This is a genomic window from Streptomyces sp. NPDC001914, assembly GCF_042891215.1.
Classification (GTDB): domain Bacteria; phylum Actinomycetota; class Actinomycetes; order Streptomycetales; family Streptomycetaceae; genus Streptomyces.
Genome location: NZ_JBIASW010000002.1, coordinates 734,331 through 745,733 on the forward strand (window position 1 = coordinate 734,331; position 11,403 = coordinate 745,733).

The following is an 11,403-nucleotide window of genomic DNA, read 5'->3' on the forward strand; positions in this document are numbered from 1 at the left end:
TACGCTGCCGTACGCCGTTTGAGGACCGCGCACGAGAGGCAGCCCCACCTGTGACCGCAATTCCCCAGGGCCGTTCCAGCAGAGCCCTGACGGTGGCCGCGATGTGCGCACTGGCCGTGACGGCGACGGGGCTGACGGGGTGCGGCAGCGAGGACCCGGACGCGGGCACGAACGGGGTCGGCAAGCTGTCCGCCGCCGTCATCCAGGCGAAGGCGAAGTCGGCGGCCGGGAAGGCGTCGACCGTGCGGCTCTCCGGGACGGTCGTCTCGGGCGGCACCACGTACACCCTCGACATGCGCCTCAAGTCCGACGGCGGCAGCGGTTCGGTCACCTCCAAGGGCGCCGGCTTCCGGCTGCTGCGGGTCGGCAAGCACCTCTTCCTCAAGGCGGACGCCGAGTTCTGGGCCCACGAGGACGGCGACGGCAAGCCGGCGGACACCGCGGCGGCGGACAAGCTGGAGGGCATGTACGTGAAGGTGCCGACCGGCGATCCCGTGTACAAGCGCTTCAGCGGCTTCACCGACAAGGACGTGCTGCTCGACGGGCTGCTCGGCCTGCACGGCGCCCTCGCCAAGGACGGCCACCACGAGCAGGACGGTGTCCGTACGATCCGCATCTCCGGCGACAAGGGCGCGGGCGGCACCCTGGACGTCTCCCTGGAGGGCACGCCGTACCCGGTCCTGCTGGGGCGCGCGGGCAACGCCGGCACCCTGCGGCTGACCGACTGGGGCAAGGACTTCCCGCTCGCGGAACCGCCTAAGAAGGACACGGTCGACTACGGGCAGCAGCTCCCCTCGTCGTGACCCGGCCCGCCCCGGCCCGCGTGCCCGGCGGGGTCACCCCCTCCACGGTCCGCGGGCCGGGCATTCCCGCCCGGCCCGGGTCCGGTGACCCGGGCGGCGGGCCGTGACCGCTAGCCGCGCTTGCGTCGCTTGAGCAGAAGGCGGGGCAGCGCCGCCGGAACCGGCCGGCGGGTCGTCACCGGTGTGGGCAGCGGGGGCTCGGCGAGCGACCCTTCGGGCAGGTCGGCGGTCGCGCCCGTCGGTTCGAGGCGCAGCACCCGGCATTCGCGCGCCCAGCGCTCCGGCATGGCCTCGCCGTCCGGGGCGTTGAGCCGCTTGCCCTTGAGCTCTCCGACGGCCGCCTCCCACTCCGGGGTGCCCGCGGCGAGTTCCACGACCGTGGCGGACCAGGTGACGAGCCGCCCGCCCTTGTCCTTGCTGCGTACGGTGACGACCGCCTGTCCCCGGTCGGCCAGCCCCGGCAGCGGCTGCTCGCCGGGTCCGTCGCCGACCAGGCAGGCCGCGCCGTCGTGCCACACGTGCCACAGGGCGCGGGTGGGCCCCTCGTCGCCCGGACCGGCCTGCGAGGGGGCGCCCGCGCCCCGTACCCAGATCAGCCCGGACTTCTTCGTGGCCTCCTCGACGAGGGCCTGGTCGAGCAGCTCTTGCGTCATGGGGCTCAGACTATCCAGCCCGCGCTAGAGCCAGCCGTTGCGCTTCAGGATGCGGTGGATGGACAGACAGAGGCCGACCGTGATGCCCATGACCACCGGATAGCCGTACCGGGCGTGCAGCTCGGGCATGTACTCGAAGTTCATGCCGTACACACCGCAGACCATGGTCGGTACGGCGACGATCGCGGCCCACGAGGTGATCTTGCGCATGTCCTCGTTCTGCGCCACGGAGGCCTGGGCGAGGTTCGCCTGGAGGATCGAGTTGAGCAGTTCGTCGAAGCCGAGGACCTGCTCCTGCACCCGCGCGAGGTGGTCGGCGACATCACGGAAGTACTTCTGGATGTCGGGGTCGATCAGCCGCATCGGGCGCTCGCTCAGGAGCTGCATGGGGCGCAGCAGCGGCGACACCGCCCGCTTGAACTCCAGCACCTCGCGCTTGAGCTGGTAGATCTGCCCGGCGTCCGTGCCGCGCGGGGTGCCCTTGCGGCCCGGCGAGAAGACCTCGGTCTCGACCTCCTCGATGTCGTCCTGCACGGCGTCCGCGACCGCGATGTAGCCGTCGACCACATGGTCGGCGATCGCGTGCAGCACGGCCGAGGGTCCCTTGGCCAGCAGCTCGGGGTCGTCCTGGAGGCGGTGCCGCAGCGCGCGCAGCGAGCCCTGCCCGCCGTGCCGGACGGTGATGAAGAAGTCCCCGCCGGTGAAGCACATGACCTCGCCGGTCTCGACGATCTCGCTGGTCGCCGTCAGCCGGTCGTGCTCGACGTAGTGGATGGTCTTGAAGACGGTGAACAGGGAGTCGTCGTAACGCTCCAGCTTGGGCCGCTGGTGGGCCTGGACCGCGTCCTCCACGGCCAGCGGGTGCAGCCCGAACTCGCGGGCGATACCGGCGAATTCGTCCTCGGTGGGCTCGTGCAGACCGATCCACACGAAGCCGCCGTCCCGCCGCACCTGGCGCATGGCCTCCTGCGGCGTGAGGGGTGTGCGCGTATCGACGCGGGCGCCGTCGCGGTAGACGGCGCAGTCGACCACGGCCGACGGGGTGGCCGGGTCGCGGGTGGTGTCGTACGAGCCACTGTCCTTGCGCAGCGTGGGACGGGGGCGGACCGCGGCGCGCAGGTCACGGATCATCGACATGGCAGGCTCCTTCTCGCTGGCGGAGGCGGCCGGCGACGGTTGGAACTACCCGGAATGGGGACGTCCTGACTGCGGATGTTTGGCACGTCCACAAAGCGGGGAGCACCGCACCGTCGCGGTGGCAGCTTCGCTACTGATTCAGATCGGACAGATCAGGGGTTCAGATCGGACAGATCAGGCGGAAACGAAGCGCTCTTCCGTGGTGCGCAGGGCAACGCTGACACGTGCGCACACGATTGCGGGAGGCGGCAGCCGGCGGGGCCGAAGAACCCAGCGGACCAGCTACGTACTCAGCGACAGGAAGAGCGGGTGGTACTGCACGATCGACTTCGGTCCATTGCAGCCCCACCTCCTCCGGTCGGTCCCCCGTGAGGGACGGTCCATCCCCCGTGGGGGAGTCCGGCTCCCTCCGAAGGGGAGTCAGATCAGTTTCAGTGCGCCGGAGCACGGGAGCAACTCCCGCAGTGCCATGAGGGCCTGGGGGCCCTCAGTCATGCACTGCTCCGACCAGCGGCCAAGAGTATCAGCGCACCGATACGTCAAGGCCCCGCTTTGCGCGATGTTGACCGGGGTCCGGTGCGAGCAGGCGGAATTGACGCGGCCTATGCTCGGTTCATGGCTGATGTTCTTCCTCTGGTCGAGGCCCGTTTGCGCTCCGCGCTGGGCGAACCCGACGCGCGGGCCGCGGTCACCTTCCTCGGCACCGACCGCATCGAGGTGCTGCGCTTCACCGAGGGCGACATCGTGCGCTACGCCACGCTCGGCATGTCCGCCCAGCCGATGGCGGACCCCACCGCCGTGCTCGCCGACCCGGTGAAGGGCCCGCGCGCCGAGCTGGTCCTCTCGGTCCGTCCGGCCGGGGCCGACACCGACAAGGTGCTCCGCCCGCTGGCCGTGCTCGCCGCCTCCCCCCAGGTCGAGGGCCTGGTCGTGGCGCCCGGCGCCTCGCTCGACGTGGGTGAACCCCTGTGGCCCGGCGCGCCGTTCACCTCCGTCCTGGTCGCCGAGTCCGGCGGTCTGGTGGAGGACCTGGAGCTGGACGCCCCCGCCGATCCCGTACGTTTCCTGCCGCTGCTCCCCATGACGCCCAACGAGGCCGCCTGGAAGCGCGTCCACGGCGCGGGCGCGCTCCAGGAACGCTGGCTGAACGGCAAGACGGACCTGCGCGATCCGCTGCGCAAGTCCGTCGCCCTGGACTGACCGGGCCGGCGGCTCTGATGTGGCGGGGCGTCAAGTCCCGCCCCCGGGAGCCTGGTTGCTCCCCCTCGGCGGCTCAGTCGGCGAAGACCGCGACACCGTCCTCGGTGGCGTGCACCGGCTCCAGCTCCTCGGCCTTCTCGGTGAGCGCCGCACGCCGTACGAGGACCACCGCCGCGCCCAGCAGCGCGGTCACCGCGGAGACGACGAACGGGACGCGGGCGTCGCTCCACTCCTCGATCTTCGGGGCGAAGTAGGGCGCCGCGGCGGCCGCGAACCAGCGCACGAAGTTGTAGCCGGCGCTCGCCACCGGACGCGGGGCGTCGGAGACCCCGAGGGCCAGTTCCGTGTAGACGGTGTTGTTCACGCCGATGAAGGCGCCGGACAGGACCGTGCAGACGATCGCGGTGGTGTGGTCGCCGTACCCGAGGACGAGCACGTCGGCGGCGAGCAGCACCAGAGAGCCGCCCAGCACCTTCAGCGAGCCGAACCGCGCCTGCATCCGCGGCGCCACGATCACCGAGAAGACCGCGAGCAGCAGGCCCCAGCAGAAGAACACCGCGCCGGACCGGTACGGCGTCATGTTCAGCACGAACGGGGTGAAGGCCAGCACGGTGAAGAAGGTGTAGTTGTAGAAGAACGCGGAGGCCGCCACGGAGGCGAGGCCGCGGTGGCCGAGGGCGCGCAGCGGGTCGAGCAGTGAGGTCGTGCGCGCGGGCTTCGGCTGCTCCTTCAGGAACGCCGTGATGCACAGGAAGCCGACCGCCATCAGGAACGCGGTGCCGAAGAACGGGTAGCGCCAGCTCGCGTTGCCGAGCAGGGCGCCCAGCAGCGGTCCGCAGGCCATGCCGAGGCCGAGCGCGGACTCGTACAGCAGGATCGCCGCCGCGCTGCCGCCGGCCGCGGCGCCGACGATGACGGCGAGGGCGGTGGAGACGAAGAGCGCGTTGCCGAGTCCCCAGCCGGCCCGGAAGCCGACGAGCTCGCCGACGGACCCCGAGGTGCCGGCGAGGCCGGCGAAGACCACGACGAGGGCGAGGCCGAGCAGTAGGGTCCGCCGGCCGCCGATCCGGCTGGAGACGAAGCCGGTCAGCAGCATCGCGAACGCGGTGATCAGGAAGTACGAGGTGAAGAGCAGGGACACCTGACCGGCGGTGGCGTCCAGTCCCTGGGCGATGGAGGGCAGGATCGGGTCGACGAGTCCGATGCCCATGAAGGCGACGACGGACGCGCCGGCGGTCGCCCAGACGGCCCTCGGCTGGCGCAGGAGGCCACCCGCGCCGGCGTCGAACGTGTCGCCCTCCGCGGGGCCTTCGGTGCTGTTGATCATGCCCGCTCCCTCACTGTGTGCCGACTGGATCGTTGGCTTATACACACAATAAGTTAGGTGAGCTAATAAATGCAAGATGCACGTAGTTTTTGGCGTGGCCGGCCCGCGCCGGACGGGTGATCGTCCTTGACGCGGGCAAGGACGGGGAGGACCGTTGGGCCCTATGAGGGGCGAACCCAGTTGCCCGAAGTGTGGTGGCCGGGTCAGGGCTCCCGGCCTCTTTGCCGATTCCTGGCAGTGCGATGTGCACGGCACGGTGCATCCGCTGCAGCCCGTGATCCCGCCCAGCGTCGAGGCCCTCGGCGTGGTCGTGCACCGCGCCCGGGTACCGGTGTGGATGCCGTGGCCGCTGCCGGTCGGCTGGCTGTTCACCGGGGCGGCGTTCGCGGGGGACGACCGCAGTGGGGGCAGGGCCACCGCCATCGCCTGCTCGGGACCCGGGCCGCTGGGCGGCATGGGTGAGCTGATCCTCGTCGCCGAGGAGCTGGGCGTCGGCCTCGGCGCGCGGTACGCGGGGATGGACGGACCCGACCCCGGCCCGTACATGAACGTCGAGAAGCCGCCGCAGGCGAAGGTCCTCGCGGCCGGCCGGCCCACCCCGCTGTGGCATGTCTCCGGCTCTCCCGACGACCGCGCCGTGTTCGCGGGCGAGGCGCTGGGGCTGTGGCTGTGGGCCGTCGTCTGGCCCGAACAGACCGGACTGCTGATGTACGACGAACTGGTCCTGACGGATCTGCGCGACGCGGGCGCGGAGGTCGACCTGCTGCCGTGCGGTGCGCTGTCGCCGCGCATTCTGGAGCCGTAGCGCGGGGTCGCGGGGCGCCTGGGTGAGGGGTGCCCGGCGACGGGGGGTGCGAGGGTGACGTGCCGTACCCGGACGCCGAGGGGCGCGGGGGTACCTCGGAGGGGTCCGCAGGCGGGGTGCCGGCAGGCCGGGACGCCGAGGGGTGTGGGGCTGCTTCAGAGGTGTCCGCAGGTGGGGTGCGGGAGGGCTTCCGGCGGGCCGGGGCGCCGAGGTGTGTAGGGGGTGCTCCTGCGGTACGGGTGTGACAGCGGGGGCCGGATTCCCGCTATCCTTGAGCGTCCCGTCCGTTCCGTCACCGCCTGGAGTCCGCGTAGTGCGCATCGACCTGCACGCCCACTCCACCGCCTCCGACGGTACGGACAGCCCGGCCGAGCTGGTGCGCAACGCCGCCGCCGCCGGTCTGGACGTCGTGGCGCTGACCGACCACGACACCACGCGCGGCTACGCCGAAGCGGTCGCGGCGCTGCCCGAGGGGCTCACGCTCGTCACGGGCGCCGAACTCTCCTGCCGCGTCGACGGCATCAGCATGCACATGCTGGCCTACCTCTTCGACCCCGAGGACGCCGCACTGCTCGCCGAGCGCGAACTGGTGCGGGACGACCGGGTGCCCCGGGCCCAGGGCATGATCGCCCGGCTCCAGGGGCTCGGCGTGCCGATCACCTGGAAGCAGGTGGCGCGCATCGCGGGCGACGGGTCGGTCGGCCGCCCGCACGTCGCCTCCGCGCTGGTCGAGCTGGGCGTCGTCGACAGCGTCTCGGACGCTTTCACCGAGCAGTGGCTGGCCGACGGGGGCCGCGCCTACGTCCCCAAGCACGAGACCGACCCCTTCGAGGCGATCCGGCTGGTCAAGGGGGCCGGAGGCGTCACCGTCTTCGCCCACCCCGCCGCGGCCAAGCGGGGCCGGACCGTGCCGGAATCGGTGATCGCGGAGCTGGCCGTCGCGGGCCTCGACGGCATCGAGGTCGACCACATGGACCACGAACCGGCCACCCGGGCGCGGCTGCGCGGCCTGGCCTCCGAGCTGGGGCTGCTGGCCACGGGCTCGTCCGACTACCACGGCAGCCGCAAGACCTGTGTGCTCGGGGAGTTCACGACCGACCCCGAGGTCTACGGGGAGATCACCCGCCGCGCCACCGGGGCGTTCCCGGTACCGGGCGCGGGCGGAACCGCCTGAGCCGTCCGGACGTCCGCGTCACGCGGGTCCGGCCGGGCCGCCCGTGACCGAGGCCGCGCGTCCGCGGCCGAGGCCGTGCCGGCGGTCCGGTGCCGTCGGGACCGGTACGTGAGGCCCGTACGAACCGGGCCGGCGTCGTAGGGCCCCTCGCACACCCCCTCCCGTCACCCGCCGGGCGGCGCGCGCACCGACGCGCGTGTCCGGTCCGGCGGGATGCCGCGTGCGCCTCGGTGCCGCGGTCCGCCGCGTCCCGGTCGTCGCCGGGCCGGGTCGTGCGTTCCGGGCCGTGCCTTCCGGGCCGTGTCCGCACGGCCTGGAGCGGGGCGTACGAAGGACCGCGCCCGCCCGGTGTGCACGTCCGGCCCGTACGGCGGATCCGCGTCCGCGGGTGGGTGCGCTCGGTCCGTACGTCGGACTCGTGCCCGCCGGTGGGTGCGCTCGGTCCGTACGTCGGTCCTGCGTCCGTCCGGTGTGTGCGTCCGGCCTGTACGGCGGACCCGCGCCCTCGGTGCGCGCATCCGGCGCCCACGTCCCTCACCCCCAGCCCGGCCGGAACCCCGTTCACGGCCCGTCCCCAGGCATCCGGCACCGCCGGTCGTGCCGCCCCGTCCCGCGCCGCGGGACGACCGTCCGAAACGGTGGTCGGAAGACCCGCCCACCTCCGCCCCACCACCTCGCAAGGCTTTCCTCACCATGTTCGACGTCGCCGTCTTCGGTTCCCTCTTCCTCACCCTCTTCGTCATCATGGATCCCCCCGGGATCACCCCGATCTTCCTGGCGCTCACCGCCGGCCGCCCCGCCCGGGTGCAGCGCCGGATGGCCGTCCAGGCGGTCTGCGTCGCCGGCGGCGTCATCACCGTGTTCGGGCTCCTCGGGCACCAGATCCTGGACTACCTGCACGTCTCCGTGCCCGCGCTGATGATCGCGGGCGGACTGCTGCTCCTGCTCATCGCGCTCGACCTGCTCACCGGCAAGACGGACGAGCCGAAGCAGACCAAGGACGTCAACGTCGCCCTCGTACCCCTCGGCATGCCGCTGCTCGCCGGGCCCGGCGCGATCGTCTCCGTGATCCTCGCGGTGCAGAAGGCCGACTCCGTCGCCACCCAGGTCTCCGTGTGGACCGCGATCATCGCGATCCACGTCGTGCTGTGGGTCGTGATGCGCTACTCGCTGCTGATCATCCGCGTCATCAAGGACGGCGGCGTGGTCCTGGTGACCCGGCTCGCGGGCATGATGCTCTCCGCCATCGCGGTGCAGCAGATCATCAACGGCGTCACCCAGGTGATCCACGGGAGCTGACGGCTCCCGCGCGACGCACACGCAGAGCCCCGCACGGCATCCTCACCGTGCGGGGCTCTGAAGTCTGTGAAGCGTCTGCTGTCCGCTGCGCCCTTCGTTTCCACGAGGCGCCTTCGGAGCGTCCTCGTACGGCGGAGCGGACGGTTGTCGTCGTTACGAAGCGGTGGTGTCGGCCGGGCGGATCCACAGTCGCTGCCCGATGGCGGCGGCCTGCTGAACGATCCGGTTGACGGAGGCGGCGTCCACGACAGTGCTGTCCACGGGCGTGCCGTCGACATCGTCGAGTCGCATGATTTCGAAGCGCATGGGCTTCTCCCTTCGTCTGGTCATCCTCCTGAGGAGAACTACTCGAGTGTGCGGCGAGCGAGGCATCTCTGCACCCGCTCACACAGGGAGTCAACGGGGTGCGTGTTACAAACATTCCCTACGCTAAGGAAATTTTTCGAGAACCTAATTACCCGTGGGTAGCTCGCCTGGCGGAGACTGAACGGCGCCGGTTGTGTTCGCAGCGTGACCGCCGGGACAATGGCGGTGATGAACGACGACCACGCGGCCCTCGCCGCCCGCATCGACCGTACGAACGAGCTGCTGCAGCGCATGCTCGCCGAGGTCGCGAAGACCCCCTCCACCCACGCGATCTTCGTCGACGCCGGATATCTGTACGCGGCCGCGGGGCGCCTCGTCGCCGGCACCGAGGACCGCCGTTCGTTCGACCTGGACACGGAGGGTCTGATCGAGGCGCTCATCGACCGGGCCCGCACGATCTTCGCCGACAGCCGGCTGCTGCGCGTCTACTGGTACGACGGCGCACGACGCCGCATCCACACCGCCGAGCAGCAGTCCATCGCCGAACTCCCGGACGTGAAGGTCCGGTTGGGCAACCTGAACGCCAACAACCAGCAGAAGGGCGTCGATTCGCTCATCCGCTCCGACCTGGAGTCGCTGGCCCGGCATCGCGCCATCAGCGACGCGGCCCTGCTCGGCGGCGACGAGGACCTGGTCTCCGCGGTCGAGGCCGCGCAGGGGTACGGCGCCCGGGTCCACCTCTGGGGCATCGAGGCGCCCGAGGGCGGCAACCAGGCCGAGCCGCTGCTCTGGGAGGTCGACAGCCAGCGCACGCTCGACCTCGACTTCTTCAAGCCGTATGTGGCCAGGCGGACCGCCCAGTCGTACGACCCGACGGCGGCGGTCAGGCCGACGCGGGAGGACGTGCGCTTCGTGGGCGCCCAGATCGCAGCGAAGTGGCTGGCCGCGCGCGGCCGTGAGTCCCTGGCCGAGCTGCTGCCCGGGCACCCGTATCTGCCGGGCTCGGTCGACCAGGACCTCCTGGTCGAGGCCGAGGGGCTGCTCCAGTACTCCCTGCGCGGCCAGTCGGACCTGCGCCGCGCCCTGCGGGACGGCTTCTGGGAACACCTCCAGGGGCAGTACTAGCCGACGCCGCGGAGCGCCGGGCGCGGTGCCCGCCGATGCCGCCGGGAGGGGCGCTCAGTCCACGCCGCCGGGACCGGAGCTCAGTCCATGCTGCCGGGAGGGGCGCTCAGTCCACGTCGCCGGGAGCGCCCGCGTGCCGTGTGCCGTCCCAGAACGCCGCCAGGGCGTGCGCGGTCTCCAGGGGCTGGTCGGCGTTCGGGGAGTGCTCCGCCCCCTCCACGACCGTGCGGTGAGCGTCCAGCCGTACGGCCATCGCGTCCAGCAGGGAGACCGGCCAGGTGTCGTCGTGCTCGCCCGACAGCACATGCTTCGGGAGCGGGACGGCGGCCAGTTCGGCGACGCGGTCGGGCTCGTCGCAGAGCTGGCGGCCCGTGGCGACGAGCTGGGCGGGACTGTTGCCGAGCCAGCGGCGGCGCAGGTCGGCGAGGTCGTCGAGCCCCGCGTCCAGCCCGCCCGTGTCGGTCTCCTCGGGCGGCTCCATCGCCTGGATCGCCTCCCACACCTCGGCCATGCTCATCACGGCCAGCGCGTCCCGCAGCAGCTTGACGCGCTCCTGCTGCGCCGGGGAGATCTGCGCGGGGCCCGAGGCCATGAGCGTCAGGGACACGAACGGCGACGGGTCGATCAGCACCGCGGCACGCGCGATCTGGCCGCCGAGCGAATGCCCCACGAGGTGCAACGGCGTGCCGACGGCGGCGGCCTGTGCGAGCACGTCCTGCGCCAACTCGCGCTGCGCGTAAGCCGTTTCGTCGTCCCGCGGCCCCTCGGTCTCGAACTGTCCACGTCCGTCCACGGCCACCGTCCGGTAGCCCGCCGCCGCCAACGGCACGTGCAGCGCGATGAAGTCCTCCTTGCTCCCGGTGAACCCCGGCAGCAGCAGCGCGGTCCCCTTGGGTCGTCCCTCGGGCGCGGCGTCGAGCACGGCGAACTCACCGCGCGCGGTGGACAACCGGTACGCGCGGACACCGGCGGGCGGAACGAACGTGTAGGGCCTGCTCATGCCGAGGAGGCTATCGGGCGTCCGTGACGGCCGCTCGACGGGTGGTCGCCCCGGCCGATCCCCGGTGAAGTCCGCCGCGGACCGGCGGGCGGGGACGGAGCCGGGAACGCCGAAGGCCCGGCCCCACCGGATGGTGGGACCGGGCCTTCGTGCCGGAGATCAGCTCTCCGTGGGCTCCGTGGCGACCGCCTTGCGGGTGCGTCGGCGCGTGGCCGGCTTGGCCTCCGTGGCTTCGGCGGCCTGGGCCGGGATCTCGGCGTCGGCGACGGCCTTGCGGGTGCGTCGGCGTACGGGCTTGGCCTCGGTCGCGTCGGCGGCCTCGGTGGTGTCCGTGGCCGTGGTCGCGGCCTTGGCGCGGGTGCGGCGCGGCTTGGTGACCGTCTCGGTGACCTCGGTCGCGGGGGCCTCGACGGTGTCGACGGCGGCCTCCGCGGCCTTGCGGGTGCGTCGGCGTGTGGCCGGCTTGGCCTCCGTGGTCTCGGCGGCCTGGGCCGGGATCTCGGCGTCGGCGACGGCCTTGCGGGTGCGTCGGCGTACGGGCTTGGCCTCGGTCGCGTCGGCGGCCTCGGTGGTG

The 11,403-nt window shown here is 72.2% G+C and carries 11 protein-coding genes and 1 pseudogene; 6 read left to right on the forward strand and 6 right to left on the reverse strand.

Annotation, left to right across the window (positions count from 1 at the left end; translation table 11 throughout):
- Positions 1–50: 50 nt before the first annotated feature.
- Positions 51–803, forward strand: a complete 753-nt coding sequence (locus ACFYYF_RS08295) for a hypothetical protein (protein ID WP_388772630.1) — start codon at positions 51–53, stop codon at positions 801–803.
- A 110-nt stretch (positions 804–913) separates the two neighbouring features.
- Here the strand turns inward: ACFYYF_RS08295 and ACFYYF_RS08300 are convergent, their stop codons facing one another.
- Both ACFYYF_RS08300 and ACFYYF_RS08305 read right to left on the reverse strand, forming a co-directional pair.
- Positions 914–1,456: a hypothetical protein gene (locus ACFYYF_RS08300; protein ID WP_388772632.1), complete on the reverse strand. Its 543-nt coding sequence runs from the start codon at positions 1,454–1,456 to the stop codon at positions 914–916.
- A 24-nt stretch (positions 1,457–1,480) separates the two neighbouring features.
- Positions 1,481–2,593 (reverse strand): magnesium and cobalt transport protein CorA, encoded by a 1,113-nt coding sequence (locus ACFYYF_RS08305; RefSeq protein ID WP_388772634.1) that lies wholly within the window; start codon positions 2,591–2,593, stop codon positions 1,481–1,483.
- Positions 2,594–3,208: 615 nt separating this feature from the next.
- Here ACFYYF_RS08305 and ACFYYF_RS08310 point away from each other — a divergent pair.
- The gene (locus tag ACFYYF_RS08310) at positions 3,209–3,793 is read left to right on the forward strand and encodes a suppressor of fused domain protein (RefSeq protein ID WP_388772636.1); all 585 of its coding nucleotides are present in this window, start codon (positions 3,209–3,211) and stop codon (positions 3,791–3,793) included.
- A 73-nt stretch (positions 3,794–3,866) separates the two neighbouring features.
- Here ACFYYF_RS08310 and ACFYYF_RS08315 read toward each other — a convergent pair whose 3' ends face one another.
- A complete protein-coding gene (locus tag ACFYYF_RS08315; protein WP_388772638.1) occupies positions 3,867–5,120 on the reverse strand; it encodes an MFS transporter in 1,254 nt (417 codons plus the stop codon).
- A 163-nt stretch (positions 5,121–5,283) separates the two neighbouring features.
- On the opposite strand from ACFYYF_RS08315, the gene ACFYYF_RS08320 reads away from it, so the two are divergent.
- From ACFYYF_RS08320 to ACFYYF_RS08330, 3 genes are all read left to right on the forward strand, one after another.
- Positions 5,284–5,925, forward strand: coding sequence for a DUF6758 family protein (locus ACFYYF_RS08320; protein ID WP_361688787.1), 642 nt, complete (start codon positions 5,284–5,286; stop codon positions 5,923–5,925).
- A gap of 313 nt (positions 5,926–6,238) precedes the next feature.
- Positions 6,239–7,099, forward strand: coding sequence for a PHP domain-containing protein (locus tag ACFYYF_RS08325; protein ID WP_388772641.1), 861 nt, complete (start codon positions 6,239–6,241; stop codon positions 7,097–7,099).
- Between the two features lie 693 nt (positions 7,100–7,792).
- Positions 7,793–8,398: a MarC family protein gene (locus tag ACFYYF_RS08330; RefSeq protein WP_361688793.1), complete on the forward strand. Its 606-nt coding sequence runs from the start codon at positions 7,793–7,795 to the stop codon at positions 8,396–8,398.
- 153 nt (positions 8,399–8,551) lie between these two features.
- Here the strand turns inward: ACFYYF_RS08330 and ACFYYF_RS08335 are convergent, their stop codons facing one another.
- On the reverse strand, positions 8,552–8,704 hold the full coding sequence (locus ACFYYF_RS08335) for a hypothetical protein (RefSeq protein ID WP_020136747.1): 153 nt from the start codon (positions 8,702–8,704) through the stop codon (positions 8,552–8,554).
- A 228-nt stretch (positions 8,705–8,932) separates the two neighbouring features.
- Here ACFYYF_RS08335 and ACFYYF_RS08340 point away from each other — a divergent pair, with 228 nt between their 5' ends.
- The gene (locus ACFYYF_RS08340) at positions 8,933–9,829 is read left to right on the forward strand and encodes an NYN domain-containing protein (RefSeq protein ID WP_355769917.1); all 897 of its coding nucleotides are present in this window, start codon (positions 8,933–8,935) and stop codon (positions 9,827–9,829) included.
- 106 nt (positions 9,830–9,935) lie between these two features.
- On the opposite strand, the gene ACFYYF_RS08345 is transcribed toward ACFYYF_RS08340, so the two are convergent.
- Together ACFYYF_RS08345 and ACFYYF_RS08350 are read right to left on the reverse strand one after the other, a co-directional pair.
- Positions 9,936–10,829, reverse strand: coding sequence for an alpha/beta fold hydrolase (locus ACFYYF_RS08345; protein WP_388772645.1), 894 nt, complete (start codon positions 10,827–10,829; stop codon positions 9,936–9,938).
- A 159-nt stretch (positions 10,830–10,988) separates the two neighbouring features.
- Positions 10,989–11,403 (reverse strand): annotated as a pseudogene (locus ACFYYF_RS08350) (DEAD/DEAH box helicase); the annotation flags it as partial.

Bases quoted from the DNA above. Each gene is read 5' to 3' on its own strand.
- ACFYYF_RS08310 (WP_388772636.1), top strand. From the start codon at position 3,209: ATGGCTGATGTTCTTCCTCTGGTCGAGGCCCGTTTGCGCTCCGCGCTG.
- ACFYYF_RS08315 (WP_388772638.1), bottom strand. From the start codon at position 5,120: ATGATCAACAGCACCGAAGGCCCCGCGGAGGGCGACACGTTCGACGCC.
- ACFYYF_RS08305 (WP_388772634.1), bottom strand. From the start codon at position 2,593: ATGTCGATGATCCGTGACCTGCGCGCCGCGGTCCGCCCCCGTCCCACG.
- ACFYYF_RS08345 (WP_388772645.1), bottom strand. From the start codon at position 10,829: ATGAGCAGGCCCTACACGTTCGTTCCGCCCGCCGGTGTCCGCGCGTAC.
- ACFYYF_RS08340 (WP_355769917.1), top strand. From the start codon at position 8,933: ATGAACGACGACCACGCGGCCCTCGCCGCCCGCATCGACCGTACGAAC.
- ACFYYF_RS08300 (WP_388772632.1), bottom strand. From the start codon at position 1,456: ATGACGCAAGAGCTGCTCGACCAGGCCCTCGTCGAGGAGGCCACGAAG.
- ACFYYF_RS08335 (WP_020136747.1), bottom strand. From the start codon at position 8,704: ATGCGCTTCGAAATCATGCGACTCGACGATGTCGACGGCACGCCCGTG.
- ACFYYF_RS08330 (WP_361688793.1), top strand. From the start codon at position 7,793: ATGTTCGACGTCGCCGTCTTCGGTTCCCTCTTCCTCACCCTCTTCGTC.
- ACFYYF_RS08320 (WP_361688787.1), top strand. From the start codon at position 5,284: ATGAGGGGCGAACCCAGTTGCCCGAAGTGTGGTGGCCGGGTCAGGGCT.